Raw genomic sequence first — 15,172 nt, 5'->3', positions numbered from 1 at the left:
CCGTTTCGACACTCTCTCCTGTCTGTTTTCCACGCCGATTTTCAGACAGGTGCAGCGTATAACGGGTGGTTTGCGCTGCACCCTCTCAATGGCGGTGTTTTCATCCTCTTTTACACAGCGAAAGTGGTTTACCCCTGAAAACACCGCCGCCATTCCCTGTTTATGCATGAAGAAAAGACGAGCGTCAGTTTTTCACGAAACACGGAACAATAAGACTTCCCGCCACCAGAATGCTACCCTCAAAGCAGCCGTTCACCCGTCAGCCTCTCCAGAACACACAACGGCGATAACTGTGGATGATGCATGACCTTCACCGGCAGCAAAAACGTCTGTTCCAGCATAAACTGACCACTGACGGCCGCGTGCGGGGTCTGATCTGAAAAACATATCCACGTGCTTCCGGAGGCAAACTCAGTCACCTGCTGTACTCCCCGCTGCTGGTAGTCATGGTCACTTTTCATGCGGTTATGTAATTCCAGCATCAGATGATCGTAATGGCTTCGTCTGCTTTTCGTTATCCCCAGTATGGCCTGTAACGTGCTGACGAGTGGATACCACGGGCTGAGCGACGGTAAAAAACGGGCTGCCAGCGAGTCAAAGGTTTCCCCCGTCCGCCATATTCTGGGCTCACCGTCCGGGTTGATATTACTGAAGACCCGCAGAATGCGGTTACCGTGAACCGGGCGTGACGGGAAGGCGTCAACGTGCAGGCGGGTGTCGTCCTTTCGCCATGACGTGGTATCGCGCCAGGCGGTAACCGGATGAAGACGAAGGCTGGTTTGCGGCTGCAAAAATGCGTTTCGATATCCGGGTAATAGTGCATTGAGCAGTCTGATGGTGAACCGGTAGTAGCGTTCAGTCAGATGTTTGACTGCAGCAACACGAGAGTCATCCGCCACGCCGCTGATTTTTTGTAATTCAGGCTGATAGCTGATGTTTTTACGGCGGGGAGACACCAGTGAAGGCGTCAGTAAATCACGCTCCTCACGGGTCATTGGGAACACCATTTTCGGCAGATAAAGCACATTACCCTGTTCAAGGGAGCCCTGCACCGCAGGATCCGGCTCCGGAATATTGGGGTCAGTGAACGGCAGTGTGAGCACGGATATGGGGGTACTTCGGATCATAGCATCTCTCTGTTGTGGGCTACCCGCATCCTGGCCGGGTATCAGCGGCTTTCAGTTGAATCAGAAACGATACGGGATGCATTGTCCTGGCGGTTGTCGTGTGACACTCCCGTTTTAGCCGCGCCATCCCGGCGGCGGTGAACGCCGCACTGAAGCGCGTTAAAACTGTTTTCCAGCCAGCTCGCGCCAGTCAGGATCCCAAGGATCACCAGCGTCATCACGATGGACTGCAGCAGTAAATCAAGACCAATCATGGCACCGAGAGCCGCCAGAACCCAGACGGTGGCAGCAGAGGTGACGCCCATGACCTGACCATCGCGGGTCATCATCACCCCCGCCCCCAGAAAACCGATACCGCTCACCAGTTGTCCCAGTACACGGCTGCGATCGGCCTCCTGCCCGACAAGATGTAACCCCATCGCCAGAAAAAAGTAGCTCCCCAGAATGATCAGCGTTGAGGTACGAATACCTACGGGTTTGCCGTGAAGCTGGCGCTCCAGGCCGATGACGGTGCCGCACATCAGGCAGGCCAGAATATGGGTCCAGGACAGGGGGGCTAAATCGGGAATATTCACAAGGTTAATCCGGCTGATGACAATACCTGCCAGTCTCAGAATGGTTGTACTCTGCTGTCCAGAGCAGGGAAACCAGAAATCCATCGTCAGCAATCGTTGCCTGGAAGGAGATATACCCCTGAATGTTAAATTTGTGATCTCATCGGTTGATGGCCTCCCCGTCCCGTGAAGAGTCTCCACTGAGCCTTTTATGCTGACGGGTATACAGGGTTCGTTCTTTGACAACCGGTACCGTCCCGCTAAAATGCGATACCACTCGCAGGCGAGCACGTTCACTCGCTGTCGTTTCCACTCTGCGGCGTTTCTGAATTACCGCCGCGCATCACACAACCACAGCAAAACAACATGGCGCGACATAAGGCCACTGACTGACCGTTCGCGATAAACAGCGCGTTCCGGCTCAGATATTCCACCAGAAAGAAATAATCAGACAGGTAATTTAATGACAGGAAAAAATAAAACAGCAGCAGAGCATCATGCGGAAAAACGTCGCTGGCTGAATGCCCATGATGACGGCTATCACAAAGCCATGAATAACCGTCAGGTACAGATGATTGCCATTGGCGGTGCAATCGGTACCGGATTGTTCCTTGGTGCCGGGGCTCGTCTTCAGGTGGCCGGTCCGGCGCTGGCGCTGGTGTATCTGGTCTGCGGGATATTCTCGTTCTTTATTCTGCGTGCGCTGGGCGAGCTGGTACTGCACCGGCCAACCAGCGGCAGTTTTGTTTCGTATGCCCGCGAGTTCCTTGGTGAAAAAGCCGCCTTTGTGGCGGGCTGGATGTATTTCATCAACTGGGCGATGACCGGCATTGTCGATATTACCGCTGTGGCGTTGTATATGCATTACTGGGGCGCGTTTGGCGGCGTGCCACAGTGGGTGTTTGCGCTGGGGGCACTGGCGATTGTCGGTACCATGAATCTGGTGGGGGTGAAATGGTTCGCCGAAATGGAATTCTGGTTCGCCCTGGTCAAAGTGCTGGCGATTGTGGCATTTCTGGTGGTGGGAACGGTGTTTCTGGGGAGCGGTAAGCCGCTGGACGGTCATGCCACCGGATTTCATCTGATAACCGACAACGGCGGACTGTTCCCGCATGGCCTGCTACCAGCCCTGGTACTGGTGCAGGGTGTTGTCTTTGCCTTCGCGGCAGTGGAGCTGGTGGGTACGGCCGCCGGGGAATGTGAACACCCGGAGAAGACGGTCCCCAAAGCCATCAATGGTGTTATCTGGCGTATCGGCCTGTTCTATTTTGGCTCGGTGATGCTGCTGGTCCTGCTGCTGCCGTGGACGGCATATCAGGCGGGCCAGAGTCCGTTTGTGACGTTCTTCTCGAAGCTGGGTGTCCCGTATATCGGCAGCATCATGGACATGGTGGTGCTGACGGCGGCGCTCTCCAGCCTGAACTCCGGTCTTTACTCTACCGGTCGTATCCTGCGCTCGATGTCGATGGGCGGGTCGGCACCCAGGTTCATGTCGAAGATGAGCAAACAGCATGTACCGTATGCGGGGATTCTGGCAACGCTGGCGGTTTACGTGGTGGGGGTGTTCCTGAACTATCTGGTGCCGTCGCAGGTGTTTGAGATTGTGCTGAACGTGGCATCTCTCGGGATTATCTCCTCCTGGGCCTTTATCGTGGTCTGCCAGCTGCGCCTGCGTAAGGCCATAAAGGAGGGCAAAGCCGCGGATATCAGCTTTAAGCTGCCCGGTGCACCAGTGACCTCCTGGCTGACGCTGCTGTTTTTGTTCAGCGTGCTGGTGCTGATGGCATTTGACTACCCGGACGGCACGTATACCATTGCGTCGATACCGTTGCTGGCCGTTCTGCTGGTGGCGGGCTGGTTTGGTGTACGTGAACGCGTGCATGAGATTCACCGTACCGCGCCGGTCCATCCGGACGACGAGCGGCAGCCGGAGGCGGTAACGCTGACTGAAGAGTTCTCCCGCTGACCTTCTGCAACCCGGATGCTGAACATCCGGGTTGACGGGGGGTTGACAACACCGGGCATATTGCTTTTCTTTTGTGAAGATGCTCCGAATAATGACTTGTCACGGACGCTCTCCCGTGTACAGAGATATCAGTGGAATACTGGTCACGATGGAAACCCTGCAATGAAAAAACTCACCGGAACGTTTATTGTTGTTGCTGCATTATTCAGCGCCTCAGGCATGGCGGCAGAGAAAACTACCAAAGGTGCCGTCGCGGGTGCCGTTATAGGCGCGGCAACGGGAAAAAGTCTGAAATCAACTGCAAGCGGAGCTGTGGTTGGGGCTGGCACTGGCGCTATGCTGGACAAAGGCGATAAAGGCAAAGCCGCCCGCAAGGGTGGTGTCGTGGGGGCTGCTGCCGGGGCGGGCGTTGCCGCAGTGACCGGGCACAGTGTGCTGAAAGGTGCTGCGCTGGGAGCCGGTACCGGTGGCGTTGTGGGTAAAGCCACGCACTGATGAAAAGCCGGGTGGTCAGTGCAGCCCGGCAACTGTGGTCCCCGAAGCGATGATTCACCACCTTTTCCGCCAGCAGTGACCCCGTTATAATTCCGGCATGAAAAAGAATCACACCGTATTACCTCCTGAAGAGTCCATGGCCGATCTGGCGCATTTTGCCTGGTGTGCGCTGGTGGGCTTACATCTGGCGCAACAGGACGGTCAGGCACTGTCGCCTTTGACCACTCACACCTTTCTGGTGCGCTGGCTCGCGGATGCGCAAAAGCAACGCAGGTTCCCACGCTCTGTGGCGTCCGACATCGACAGTCTGCTTCGACTCGGGCGTCAGAAAGGCCCTGCAGCCGGATTGTTTAAACGCCTTGAATACCTCCACCAGTCTTGTACGGAGCCGCTGGTGCAGCAGTCGGATTTGTTCCGTCTGACACACGCCATTGAATATCTGCGCTCGCAGGGCTGGGTTAACGCTGTGGTGACCGATGAAGAATGGATTCCCGGGGCGCTGTATACCGAATACGCCGACGTATCCGCGTTGCTGGTGAGAAAATCTGAACTGCAGCGCCATTTTACTGAAGAAGGTAAGCAGTCCGCACCGGTGGATTTCATCGTGGTTGGCGACAGCCGCGTTGTGAGCGATTCCCTGGGCGCGCGGGAGCTGCGTTACACGACGAGTGAGAAACACGCTGGCTGGTGTTTGTTGTCGTTGTTGCCATCGACAGACACGCTCTCTTCGGTGAAACTCCCCGAAGCGCTGCTGAACAAACATTGACGTAAAGAGAAAATGACCGTGGGGCGAATCGACTACCAGCTTGAGAAATACCAGTTTTCATCCGCTGACGAGTCTCCCCGTCTGACCCGGCAGTGGGCCGATGTGCTGGAGGAATGCCGTCAGTTAAAAGCCGGAGCAGAAGAACGGCTGCGGATTGCCCTGCTGAACGTCGATTATGTGACGAGTTTTGAACTGCCTTTTCGGCTACTGCTCATCCGCACACCACAGTTGATCGCGGGTCTGCGCGATGAACTGCAGCTCAGTCAGAAGAACGTTATCTTCAATGGTAAACGCTTTGGCTGCGTCTGGAGCCTGAAGTCAGATTTAAGTGCGATACCGGATGAGTTTCAGTATCGCATGATCACCCGCATACGGCGGGTTGATCCTGCCGGAGTGACGGCGACGCTTTACCAGCAGCTCGCAAAAGAGGTGAAAGCGCCGCGAGAACGGCTCAGACTGGCGCTGGAAAGCGGCCTGCAGGTGACGGCACTGGACGGGCTGTTCTGGTTTGGTATACAGCGTATTGCTGCTGACGTGCAGCGGCTCCGCAAAGCGGGTATGGCTATCGCTACCTCAGAAGCCGACGTCTTTGATAATCTCACGGGTACGACTCGTATCGGCTTTCTGTTGGTAAGTGACGTTTCGGTGCTTGCCTTATGCTATCTGCCTGCGAGAGCGTGTGGAGGTTGCGGTGGATCCCACTAGCGTCGGGGTGAAACAGCGGTAAATTCAACGAAGGATTTGCTTAAAAGACCACGAGCCACGGTGGCTGACCAACGGCTTACCTGGAAGCACCAGGCACCGCAACACTCTGAATATCCTTAAAAACCGTGGGCGTTGCAGATTCGCCAGGTGATTGATAGCCTGTTTGCCGCAATTCATCAGCATAGCGTTCCGCGTAAAAACATGGCTAACAGGCTACCAGGAACACGTTTTCATCCCCCCGCAGGAACAGTATCAGGGGGCGGTAATGACGATAGCAACCCGGCGATTTTCAGCCCGGCCTTCGGAGGTCTGATTACTGGCGATGGGATACTTTTTGCCCAGCCCCCGGGAGGTCAGATTACTGCGTGGCACTTTCGCACCTTCAGCCCAGACATCCGCCATGGCATCGATTTTTTGCACAGTGTCATCGCGCAAGTGGTAATCGTTCTTGCCGAACAGGATTTCATCGGAAATACCGAGCGACCAGTCACCATCATGTTCGCTGAAACCGTAAGACGTCATCGCGGCGATTTGTTCGGCGGTAAACTTACCCTGAGGACGAGTCTGACAACCGGCCAGCACCATAGCGACCAGTAATACAGGGGAGAGGTAACGATGTAACATAGTTTCTTATTTTAATGAATGCCGAAGGGGAACGCATTATTACAGTCGCCCGTTCTCCACGCAATATGATAATTTATTACCTGAGTGTATTTTGTGGGTATGTTTCCCCGGTAAGTTATCATGCGTGATTATCAGTAAACGGAACAAAAATTTGCATTTTTCGGCGAAAATAAAAAATCCCGCATATCTACATACGGGCAACGCTAATGATTTCAGTCTTAATGAGGAAATAACGCATCCTGAGTCTGTAAACGGAAGATTGCGGATAAAAACATAAAATAATCATTCTGCGATGTCCGTCAAATAAATTATTGTACAGGTCACTGACACGAAAATGGTACACCAGTCGCCACCCGTGATCAGCGTTATCGATTTTCCGGAGCAGAGTTCCCGTGGCGTTCAGTATGCATCTCCTGAAGCCGTTGCCGGACAGCGCGTAATAAATGGCGAAGTTCTTCCTCTTCCCGACTGGCGGGATTCTGAAAGACCTGGTGGGCAAAGCTGACTGCATTTAGCGCGTTAGTCAGGTCATCATTACTCATTCTTTTTTCCGCCAGAAGGGTTATGGATGAATATTTTTAAACTAACCGTCAGGACTACATCTGGTATGGATATTGTTATTCGCCAAGACTCATGAGTAAGAAGAAAACAGAAATCACCATCAGCAAAATAAACAAGCCAACAACACCGGCAATAAAAAGGTCATGTAACATGGTCACTGTCCCGCTCTGTATTGATAATTAACGGTTGGAGCGTTTTTTTTGATATTTAAGATGTGCTGTTAATACCGTGATATTATTTATCCGAAGCCAGTCTCTGTCTGGACAACCAGCTTCGGGCATGAAATGTTATACCAACGTCAGAAACGGTAACCCACCCCGAGGTTCCAGCCATTGGTGTCCAGACTGCCGCTGGTATGGTCACTGCTGAAGTCTGTACCTTCGTAACCCACGGTGATATTGATATCCTCGCGCGGTGTTATCTGGAATCCGGCGCCATAGCCGTAACCCCATTTGGTCCCCAGTACATCCTGATGGAAGAACGCCAGTCCTGCCTGCGCATAGAGACCCAGCATATCGTTAATCTGATACGATGGTCCGGTCAGCAGGGAGACGAGGTCAGCATTACCATGGTCTCCGCCATTGCTCATGGTCCATGACGTGGAGGTGTTGAGCCCCCAGTTATCCGAGAAGGCGTGATTGTCCCCCAGACGAAAACCGTGCAGAGTACCGGCGCGATCACTGTGCTGCTGGGCATAACCCAGCGAGACAATATCATTGCCGTTCATGGCGGCCATTACCGGATGTAAGGCGCTGAGACCTGCCAGCAGTGGCAGGGTGAGCATCAGTTTTTTCATTATCCGAATCCTTATTCATCAGTGTATTACAGGTTATTAACAAATAAGGGATAGGCACGGGAGCTGCGGTTTGTCCAGATGCCGTGTCGGGGGAGGTATATTACTTTCTGCGGCCCCGCATCCCGGAGGGATGCTGCAGACGAGCCCGGAGTTCGCGTAATGTCGGAGCAGATAAAAAGCTGTGATGTTTCTGAACCGACAAATCCTGTTGTTCCGTTATAGGTTTCTTCATCTTTTCCTCAGCGATTAAATGACGCCACGATGTGCTGATACTGGTCGTTGAGTTCATCGATACGGTCGTCGTAAAGATGGGACAGGTAAACGGTGTTATCACCACACGCCTGACGTTTCTGCAGCCAGGCGGCCTGCTCATCCTGTAGCGCGCCGCGCCCGCCCATCAGTACCACTTTTCGCAACATGTCCAGGGTCGTCGCCATTCTGACATCTTTTTCACTCAACTCCCGGTCCGCACAGATGGCTTTTTCATCCTGGGCGGTAACACCGGCGCAGGTGAAGCTGGCGGCAGAGACTGTGCCGGGTGGTAACAACAGTAATGCGAGCACGATATTGCGGACCTGTCTGAACATCGGTGATGACATCATCGCGGTATTTCCTTATTCAGTATTGCTGACGGATATCTGTCCTGCCGGGAGGTCAGGGACGTCAAGCGGACCTGTTGATATATCTGGACGGCGGCTTTTTCCCGTTGCTAAGCCTTTGTCAGAGATGAAGTATGGAAGGTTGTCTGGTGAAGATTCTGACGTGGAGGGCCGAGAATGGCGGGATGGGGTGTGACTGAAACAGGGGATGAGGTAAACACCGATATTCGAAACCGGCAGCGTGCCAGTCGTGAGCAACGACAGCAGCAGGCGCAGCAGGATATTGTGGCGTTTCGTGAACGGATGCAGCGGCTGGCGGATAACCTGACGGAATGGCTTGAGGGGCATGAGGTCAGTATTACCGTGCGGGAAATGATACCCGTCGCGTCGCCTGGCGCGTATACCATCCCGGTTATTGTCCTTCACCACGGGGGTAACTGGGCAGGCTTTACACCGCAGGCGCTGTACAGTGTGAGAGGTGGTATTCAGCTTAAAGGTGAAGTGTGCCTGGCCGTCGATAATCCCCGCCGCCGTCCCAGAACCGAAAAATACATGCTCTGTATGCCAGGGCATCTGTTGTCCACCGCCGACTGGGCAATACACAGCGACGGGCGGGCGCCGGGAAAAGGGAAAGTGATGACCCGCGAGTTATTGCTGGCCGCCATCGCGCCATTGTTCGACGCTGTTGCATGACCCGGTATCCAATGGCTTTTCTCATTCCTGACTGATAACTGAATGTAAAAACAACAAAAAGGATACCGGCATGCTGCTGTCTGATTGTTTTTGTAAACGAGCCACACATGGCCTTCCGCTGATTGTGGCGGCGCTGTTTTTCACCGGCTGCGCCGTACGCCCCGTTGACCGGAGCGCAGCGCTTCTTGAAAGCCCGGAGCAGATTGACTCCGCGCAGGCTCTGCAGCGAATGCGGCAAAGCCAGGACATCAGTAAAAGCAGCTGGCAGTTGCTCGCCATCCGGTCACTGCTCAGGGAGGGCAAAAACAAGCAGGCCGCTGAACTGTTCAGCCAGTTGCCGCAAAAGATGGATGATGTCCAGCGTCAGGAGCAGTCGTTGCTGGCCGTGGAGCTGAAATTAACGCAGAACGATGTTGCCGGTGCGCAGACGCTGCTGGCGAAAATCAATCCGGCTGACCTTAAGGGCAATCAGGCTGCGCGTTACTGGCAAAGCATGGTTACCACTCAGCAGGATAAGCCCTCTCCGGCATTGCTGCGGGCGCTGGTGGCGCAGGCATCGCTGCTGACCACCACACAGGAGAAGCAAAATAACAGTGATGCGACCTGGCAGGTGCTGACTGCCATGTCGCAGACACAGGCTGATGCCATAAAACCCGCAGCCGGTGAAAGTACCCTCCAGGGCTGGCTGGCGCTGCGACGTGTCTGGTCTGATAACCGCGACACACCGGACAGACTGAAAGCAGGCGCCAGCGCGTGGCAGACCCACTGGCCGCAACATCCCGCCGCGAGGATGCTGCCCGCCACACTGGTCAGCGACATGAATTTTCGTCCGGCATCGGTGCGGAAAATCGCGCTGATGCTTCCTCTCAGCGGCCCGGCCGCGCGTTTTGGTCATGCGATTCAGCAGGGATTTGAGGCAGAAAAAAAGGCGGCACCATCCACGTCCGGCCAGCCGTCAGAACTGATGCTTTACGACACCACAACAAGGCCGGTGGTGCAACTGCTGTCGCAGGCACAACAGGACGATGCCACGCTGGTGGTGGGCCCGCTGTTAAAAAATCACGTGGAGGAACTGCTCAGCAGCAGCACCACGCTGAATGTGCTGGTGCTGAACCTGCCGGAGAAGCCGGTTCGCCGGAATAACGTCTGTTATTTTGCACTCTCTCCGGAAGATGAAGCCCGCAATGCGGCGCGTCATATCCGTGAGCAGGGTAAGCATTTTCCACTGCTTCTGCTTCCCGACAGCGAAATCAGCGAACGTACAGGCAGGGCTTTTGCGGCCGAATGGCAACAGCGGGACGGTGGTGTGGTACTGGCGCAGAGTTTTGGTTCACTGTCGAAACTGAAGGCCGGAGTCAACAGCGGTATCACCCTAACCGGTTCGCCGGTCACGGCGTTGCATAAGGGAAGCGAAAGCCTCCGCCGGGGGCAGGTTGATGCGGTGTATATCATCGCCACTCCGGAAGAAATGGGGTATCTCAAATCCATGCTTGCACAGCGGAACGGCAGTCAGTCCGGCGCAATGCTGTATGCCAGCTCCCGCAGTATCAGCGGTACCGCGGGGCCGGATTACCGACTGGACATGGAAGGTCTGCAGTTCAGCGATATTCCGGTGCTGGCGAACGGCAATCCGGAGCTGAAGCGCCTGGCACTTAATGCCACGGGCAATGACTACTTTCTGACACGCCTTTTCGCTATGGGGGCGGACGCCTGGACGCTGGCGAATCACTATGCACAGATGCGCCAGACGCCAGGGTTTACGCTGAAGGGCAATACCGGCGAACTGAGCGCCTCGCCAGGATGTGTGATTAACCGTGAACTGCCCTGGTTCCGCTACCAGCAGGGGCAGGTTGTGCCGGTGGGGTAAAAGTCAGCCTGCCGGTGTGAGCAACAGACGGGTAATAATTACGGATTTTTTCTGAGGAGAAAACAATGCTGCTTTCAAAAATATTGATCACCATTGGCATTGTCGCCGTCATTTATCTCATCGTGATGTTCATTGTGGACAGGTTTGGTTTCTGAAGCGGTATGTGGGTTGTTACGCGATATTCACTGAGGAGAGATCAACGTCGTGGTGGGGTCCGCTGTCAAAAGTTTGTACTGCTCATTTGACAAACTGACCTCCCGTTCCTGAATGTTAATTATCCTGCTAAGGATGTTGAAAAGTCCCCGTAACTCATTCAGCTATAAGGAACGTAAGGAAATGAACAATAACATGATGAAAGCGGCACTGGCCGAAGTGTTGGGTACCTTCTGGCTGGTGCTCGGAGGCTGCGGCAGTGCGGTACTCGCCGCCGGTGTACCGGACCTCGGGATTGGTTTTGCGGGGGTGTCACTGGCCTTTGGTCTGACGGTGGTGACCATGGCGTATGCTGTGGGGCATATCTCAGGTGGGCATTTTAACCCGGCGGTCTCGCTGGGTCTGTGGGCGGCAGGCCGTTTTCCGGCATCACAACTGCCGGGGTACATGATTGCTCAGGTGGCTGGTGGTCTGCTGGGGGCGGGGGTACTGTATCTGGTGGCGTCCGGTATTCCAGGCTTTGATGTTCACGCCGGGTTTGCCAGCAACGGTTTTGGCACCCATTCTCCGGGGGGCTACCCGCTGATGCCGGTTATCCTCATCGAGGTCGTGCTGACCGCGATGTTTGTGCTGGTCATTACCGGTGTCACCAGCCCACATGCTCCGATGGGTTTTGCACCGCTGGCGATTGGGCTGTGTCTGACGCTCATTCATCTGGTGTCCATTCCGGTCGATAACACGTCGGTGAACCCGGCCCGCTCCACAGCGGTGGCGTTGTTTGCCGGTGGTGAGTTCATTTCACAGCTGTGGGTGTTCTGGCTGGCACCACTGGTGGGCGGTTTGCTGGGCGGAGCGCTGGGTAAGGTGCTGTTTTCTGCCGAGCCGGAAGTCTGATTCGACGTCACCACATCACCCGATGTGGCGTGGTGGCTGTACAGCTAAGGACAAACCATTCAGTGTGCGGGCCTTCCCATAACGGGAGGCCCTGGCATCCGGAGGCTTCCATGAGCTTCGTCACTCCTTTCCTTTCTTTGCGGACGGGACTGCTGTTGTTGACAGTGGCCTCGCTGTCTTTCAGTACACCACGTACTATGTTGTCTGTGCCTCCCTTTGCAGCCACGGGATGTTCGCCAGCAGAAACTGCGCTGCACCGTGATTTGCAGGAAGCGCAACGGCGTTTTGCAGCACTGCGAGCGAAAAATTTCAGATTACGTCAGCAACTTATGGTGATCGAAGCGCAAAGGGCGATTGCGGAAGCGAAGTTGTTGCTTATACGTGAAAAAGCGGTCAACGGAGATATGGAAGATCTGACCAGATATGAACCGCTGAACAGTACGATTCGGGAGCTACAGGAAAGAGAATGGCGTGATTTTCCGACGAGACTACCCGTTCAGGTGCCGTTACGGGCAGGGGAGCCTGCCGGATAAGCCGATGGCTCTCACCATCCTGCCGAATTTACACCACGTCCTACTCCCCCGGGTGAGGTGAAAAAAAATCGCCCATCAACCAGGTTGTGGGCGAGACGCTAATACATTGATCAAAAGGAGCCATCATGTCTGTCCCTTCTGACTGTCAGCACGGGGCCTGAGATTGTCAAATGTTGAGACGTCGTATGGTGAAATCTCTGTATGGAGACGCGCCCGGTAACAGTGGGTGCGGACAGACGTTTATTACTGATTTTTGGCAGGTGGTATCAGTCCGTGATGCAGCCTGCGGTGAGGATTTGAGGGCTGCTGCGTGGCGGGCTCCTGTTGCTCTTTTTTCATCGCGGCGTTTTGGTCTTCCATATACTGCGATTTATCCGGATTAATGACCGGGCCGGGTCCAAATACGAGCGGTGGGCGTGTCGGAGCAGAAGTGTCTGAACTGTGCGTTGAGTCTGCTGGCATATCTGCAGCAACAGCGCTGAACACGAACAGTGATGCGACTACCACCGCTGCTGATAATTGACGCATACCATTACCTCCATTTATTGGCTCAGCCAATAGCTTCCCACCGGGAGCGGGATTGCATCAATTGTTACTGGTGTCGCAGTTTTCAATGACGCCCCGGTTTGCCAATCATCGCTGAATTGTATTCGTCGTGGAGATTGCCCGATATCAGCGTCAGTTCACCGCGTTGAATGAGTGTGACATAGCGCCATTTGCAGAACGTATCACCCATGCCCCTTTCCGACATTGCCTGCCCGATGGTGCGGTTCAACTGGACAGGTTGTTCTCCCACAATTGACAACAGGTCGTTATCGAAATACGCAACAGGGTGCTCAGTCAGAACGTTATTTTCGATAAGACGAATCCCTGTCCCCTGGTCCCGAAGTGTGACCCACTCATCCGCCAGTTGCCTGCGAAGGGCGGGTGGTATGGACTGGCGTTCAGCGAAACGCATTTTAAGCCGTTCAGTGGCAATCTGTGCGACAGCGGCGTAAGGTCGTTCGCCAGGATTCTCCATATCGCGGGTATCAATCAGTACCTCAGTCACTTTTGTGGCGCTATGACGCAGCCACCAGTAAACGCGGCGACGCAGCAATTGTTCGACAGGATGTGTCCCCGACCAGATGACGATTTCGTCAGTATCGTCGCTCAGGGAGCTAAGCTGCTGATGGACACCCTGAAAAACGGTCGTCCAGTTGGGTCCGGCATCACCATAAACCAGAGTAAAGAAATCATGCCAGAAAGTGCTGCGCTGAACCGGAGTGGCGGTATCAACGTCAGCTAAGGGACCTGTACTGCAGTCGTCGGCAATCTCAGTGATACCCGAATCAAACAGCGATTCGAGGCGTATCGGGGCAAAGCCTGCCTGGCATACGTGCCGGATATTCGTCTTCATTTGGCGCTCCTCCTAGATCGTGTTGTTGTGTGCCTGCCAGACTCAAATGATCAAACGCACCTTCACCTGGCCGCTACTTGCGCTGGTGGGCACCAGAGTCTGCTGTCATGAGGTGTTTTACTGGCTCACGACATTATCGTCAAAGTACAACGAATCCCGAAAATACCCGACCTGGTGGTATGACGAAATCGCCGGGCATCTCACCTGAGACCGTCACAGCAACATAAAAAATGCCCGCAGACACGGGCAAAGGGAAAAGTTGGAGCAATAATCATCAGGATGCGATTGTCTTAACGTCGCTTTTTAACCGTCAGCACGGGACTGGTGATTGTCAAATTCTGCTCAAACAGCAAGAAACCGTCGGTTGATACCGTTATAGCTGATCAGCCACCTGACACTCCCGGTTTAGCAATAACAGCACTTTTGCATCCGTTGCATCGTTCTTTTTAACCGCCGCACAGTTAACAAAAAAATCACAGGTCATACCTGTAAGCTGAATTTAAATTCAGTTAACAATGATAAACATTCACTAAGCAAATAATAAAAATATTCTTAATGGTGGAATGGCATTGTGAAAAGCAGGCTCTATCTGACACAGCACGAAACGGAACAAATACTGCGGGCGACGGAAGGTACAAAAAATGGATTGCGGGATCGGTGCATGATCATGATGTGTTTTTATCATGGGCTGCGGATAAGCGAGCTACTGGGGCTGACTGCCCAGGATATCGATCTGGCGGGTGGCAGAATTTTCATCCGGCGGCTGAAGAACGGTTTCAGTACCGTGCACCCGCTCCAGCCGGATGAACGGCAGTTGCTGGAGCAGTGGATGAGCCGCAGACCGTTATCGGAAGAAGGATGGCTGTTCCCTAATACAAAGGGAAAACACCTTACCCGCCAGTATATGTACAAGATACTCCGGCACTATGGATTGCTGACCGGACTGGCGGTACGGGTTCACCCCCATATGCTGCGCCATGCCTGCGGCTACGAGCTCGCCGAACAGGGGATGGATACACGGCTGATACAGGATTACCTGGGGCACCGTAACATTCGCCACACCGTGCACTACACGGCAGGTAACGCCGCCCGCTTTGCGCAGACCTGGAAAAAGCAGCGTCTGGCGGTGGTCACCGATGAGGAAGAGCGAAGCGCGGGTAGCGTCTGCGTGCGCCGAATGCCGGTAATGCTGCGTCAGCTGGCAAGTCGTTTATTGCACTACGTTTGTAGCGACTGACCGATGACAGCGGTGAATGCGTAAAAACCAGGACGGGATACAGGCTGTGTATCCCGTTGTTTTGTGTGAGCGTGTGCCCGAACGTTGCAAAAACGTGACATGGAAGGTTTTTTGTGTGATGTAGATCAAGTTGAGCGTAATTAAACACTTTGTTGCAAACGTTAAAAAAGATTCAGTTAATGATAATACGATTAATTACGGGG

17 protein-coding genes and 2 pseudogenes are annotated in these 15,172 nt (G+C 54.2%); 10 read left to right on the top strand and 9 right to left on the bottom strand.

Annotated elements, in window-relative coordinates; genetic code table 11:
- Positions 1–239: 239 nt before the first annotated feature.
- The gene (locus VF709_RS21360; protein ID WP_335265823.1) at positions 240–1,127 is read right to left on the bottom strand and encodes a Kdo hydroxylase family protein; all 888 of its coding nucleotides are present in this window, start codon (positions 1,125–1,127) and stop codon (positions 240–242) included.
- Between the two features lie 41 nt (positions 1,128–1,168).
- Positions 1,169–1,786 carry an MgtC/SapB family protein gene (locus VF709_RS21355; RefSeq protein ID WP_440232293.1) on the bottom strand — a complete coding sequence of 206 codons (618 nt, stop codon included), beginning with the start codon at positions 1,784–1,786 and terminating at the stop codon, positions 1,169–1,171.
- A 358-nt stretch (positions 1,787–2,144) separates the two neighbouring features.
- On the opposite strand from VF709_RS21355, the gene ansP reads away from it, so the two are divergent.
- From ansP to VF709_RS21335, 4 genes are all read left to right on the top strand, one after another.
- Positions 2,145–3,647 carry an L-asparagine permease gene (ansP, locus tag VF709_RS21350; RefSeq protein WP_422702022.1) on the top strand — a complete coding sequence of 501 codons (1,503 nt, stop codon included), beginning with the start codon at positions 2,145–2,147 and terminating at the stop codon, positions 3,645–3,647.
- A 162-nt stretch (positions 3,648–3,809) separates the two neighbouring features.
- Entirely contained in the window at positions 3,810–4,142 is a 333-nt protein-coding gene (locus tag VF709_RS21345; protein WP_239044121.1) for a glycine zipper family protein, read from the top strand.
- A 97-nt stretch (positions 4,143–4,239) separates the two neighbouring features.
- Positions 4,240–4,908: a DUF2913 family protein gene (locus tag VF709_RS21340; RefSeq protein ID WP_335265817.1), complete on the top strand. Its 669-nt coding sequence runs from the start codon at positions 4,240–4,242 to the stop codon at positions 4,906–4,908.
- A gap of 18 nt (positions 4,909–4,926) precedes the next feature.
- Entirely contained in the window at positions 4,927–5,613 is a 687-nt protein-coding gene (locus VF709_RS21335; protein ID WP_440232292.1) for a DNA-binding protein, read from the top strand.
- Positions 5,614–5,865: 252 nt separating this feature from the next.
- On the opposite strand, the pseudogene VF709_RS21330 reads toward VF709_RS21335, so the two are convergent.
- The 5 genes and pseudogenes from VF709_RS21330 to VF709_RS21310 form a co-directional block, all read right to left on the bottom strand.
- Positions 5,866–6,012: pseudogene (locus VF709_RS21330) on the bottom strand (OmpA family protein); the annotation flags it as partial.
- Between the two features lie 29 nt (positions 6,013–6,041).
- Positions 6,042–6,237, bottom strand: a pseudogene (locus tag VF709_RS21325) (OmpA family protein); the annotation flags it as partial.
- 365 nt (positions 6,238–6,602) lie between these two features.
- Positions 6,603–6,779, bottom strand: a complete 177-nt coding sequence (locus VF709_RS21320) for a hypothetical protein (RefSeq protein WP_335265813.1) — start codon at positions 6,777–6,779, stop codon at positions 6,603–6,605.
- Between the two features lie 317 nt (positions 6,780–7,096).
- Entirely contained in the window at positions 7,097–7,594 is a 498-nt protein-coding gene (locus tag VF709_RS21315) for an outer membrane beta-barrel protein (protein ID WP_335265811.1), read from the bottom strand.
- A gap of 239 nt (positions 7,595–7,833) precedes the next feature.
- On the bottom strand, positions 7,834–8,196 hold the full coding sequence (locus VF709_RS21310; protein ID WP_440232291.1) for a lysozyme inhibitor LprI family protein: 363 nt from the start codon (positions 8,194–8,196) through the stop codon (positions 7,834–7,836).
- Between the two features lie 174 nt (positions 8,197–8,370).
- Between VF709_RS21310 and VF709_RS21305 the strand changes: the two genes are divergently transcribed.
- The 4 genes from VF709_RS21305 to VF709_RS21290 all read left to right on the top strand — a co-directional run bounded on the left by VF709_RS21305 (position 8,371) and on the right by VF709_RS21290 (position 12,333).
- Positions 8,371–8,886 (top strand): hypothetical protein, encoded by a 516-nt coding sequence (locus VF709_RS21305; protein ID WP_422701299.1) that lies wholly within the window; start codon positions 8,371–8,373, stop codon positions 8,884–8,886.
- Between the two features lie 70 nt (positions 8,887–8,956).
- Positions 8,957–10,753: a penicillin-binding protein activator gene (locus VF709_RS21300; RefSeq protein ID WP_440232290.1), complete on the top strand. Its 1,797-nt coding sequence runs from the start codon at positions 8,957–8,959 to the stop codon at positions 10,751–10,753.
- A gap of 351 nt (positions 10,754–11,104) precedes the next feature.
- Positions 11,105–11,800, top strand: a complete 696-nt coding sequence (gene aqpZ, locus VF709_RS21295; protein ID WP_422701301.1) for an aquaporin Z — start codon at positions 11,105–11,107, stop codon at positions 11,798–11,800.
- Positions 11,801–11,910: 110 nt separating this feature from the next.
- Positions 11,911–12,333, top strand: a complete 423-nt coding sequence (locus tag VF709_RS21290) for a hypothetical protein (RefSeq protein ID WP_422701297.1) — start codon at positions 11,911–11,913, stop codon at positions 12,331–12,333.
- 243 nt (positions 12,334–12,576) lie between these two features.
- Here the strand turns inward: VF709_RS21290 and VF709_RS21285 are convergent, their stop codons facing one another.
- Entirely contained in the window at positions 12,577–12,861 is a 285-nt protein-coding gene (locus VF709_RS21285) for a hypothetical protein (RefSeq protein WP_440232289.1), read from the bottom strand.
- An 82-nt stretch (positions 12,862–12,943) separates the two neighbouring features.
- Entirely contained in the window at positions 12,944–13,732 is a 789-nt protein-coding gene (locus tag VF709_RS21280; RefSeq protein ID WP_440232288.1) for a DUF3658 domain-containing protein, read from the bottom strand.
- A gap of 46 nt (positions 13,733–13,778) precedes the next feature.
- On the opposite strand from VF709_RS21280, the gene VF709_RS21275 reads away from it, so the two are divergent.
- Together VF709_RS21275 and VF709_RS21270 are read left to right on the top strand one after the other, a co-directional pair.
- Positions 13,779–13,940 (top strand): hypothetical protein, encoded by a 162-nt coding sequence (locus tag VF709_RS21275; RefSeq protein WP_422701295.1) that lies wholly within the window; start codon positions 13,779–13,781, stop codon positions 13,938–13,940.
- A 363-nt stretch (positions 13,941–14,303) separates the two neighbouring features.
- The gene (locus VF709_RS21270; RefSeq protein WP_422701294.1) at positions 14,304–14,969 is read left to right on the top strand and encodes a tyrosine-type DNA invertase; all 666 of its coding nucleotides are present in this window, start codon (positions 14,304–14,306) and stop codon (positions 14,967–14,969) included.
- The last annotated feature ends 203 nt before the right edge of the window (positions 14,970–15,172 follow it).

Source organism: Enterobacter sp. Lyrl_3 (assembly GCF_051948675.1).
Lineage (GTDB): Bacteria > Pseudomonadota > Gammaproteobacteria > Enterobacterales > Enterobacteriaceae > Enterobacter > Enterobacter cloacae.
The sequence above is the reverse complement of the archived record's forward strand: the minus strand, read 5'-3'. Positions and strand labels throughout refer to the sequence as shown.

Coding starts and splice junctions, on each gene's coding strand:
- VF709_RS21290 (WP_422701297.1), top strand. CDS start 11,911: ATGAGCTTCGTCACTCCTTTCCTTTCTTTGCGGACGGGACTGCTGTTG.
- VF709_RS21320 (WP_335265813.1), bottom strand. CDS start 6,779: ATGAGTAATGATGACCTGACTAACGCGCTAAATGCAGTCAGCTTTGCC.
- VF709_RS21340 (WP_335265817.1), top strand. CDS start 4,240: ATGAAAAAGAATCACACCGTATTACCTCCTGAAGAGTCCATGGCCGAT.
- VF709_RS21275 (WP_422701295.1), top strand. CDS start 13,779: ATGATCAAACGCACCTTCACCTGGCCGCTACTTGCGCTGGTGGGCACC.
- aqpZ (WP_422701301.1), top strand. CDS start 11,105: ATGAAAGCGGCACTGGCCGAAGTGTTGGGTACCTTCTGGCTGGTGCTC.
- VF709_RS21280 (WP_440232288.1), bottom strand. CDS start 13,732: ATGAAGACGAATATCCGGCACGTATGCCAGGCAGGCTTTGCCCCGATA.
- VF709_RS21310 (WP_440232291.1), bottom strand. CDS start 8,196: ATGATGTCATCACCGATGTTCAGACAGGTCCGCAATATCGTGCTCGCA.
- VF709_RS21345 (WP_239044121.1), top strand. CDS start 3,810: ATGAAAAAACTCACCGGAACGTTTATTGTTGTTGCTGCATTATTCAGC.
- VF709_RS21285 (WP_440232289.1), bottom strand. CDS start 12,861: ATGCGTCAATTATCAGCAGCGGTGGTAGTCGCATCACTGTTCGTGTTC.
- VF709_RS21315 (WP_335265811.1), bottom strand. CDS start 7,594: ATGAAAAAACTGATGCTCACCCTGCCACTGCTGGCAGGTCTCAGCGCC.
- VF709_RS21300 (WP_440232290.1), top strand. CDS start 8,957: ATGCTGCTGTCTGATTGTTTTTGTAAACGAGCCACACATGGCCTTCCG.
- VF709_RS21355 (WP_440232293.1), bottom strand. CDS start 1,786: ATGGATTTCTGGTTTCCCTGCTCTGGACAGCAGAGTACAACCATTCTG.
- VF709_RS21360 (WP_335265823.1), bottom strand. CDS start 1,127: ATGATCCGAAGTACCCCCATATCCGTGCTCACACTGCCGTTCACTGAC.
- VF709_RS21305 (WP_422701299.1), top strand. CDS start 8,371: ATGGCGGGATGGGGTGTGACTGAAACAGGGGATGAGGTAAACACCGAT.
- ansP (WP_422702022.1), top strand. CDS start 2,145: ATGACAGGAAAAAATAAAACAGCAGCAGAGCATCATGCGGAAAAACGT.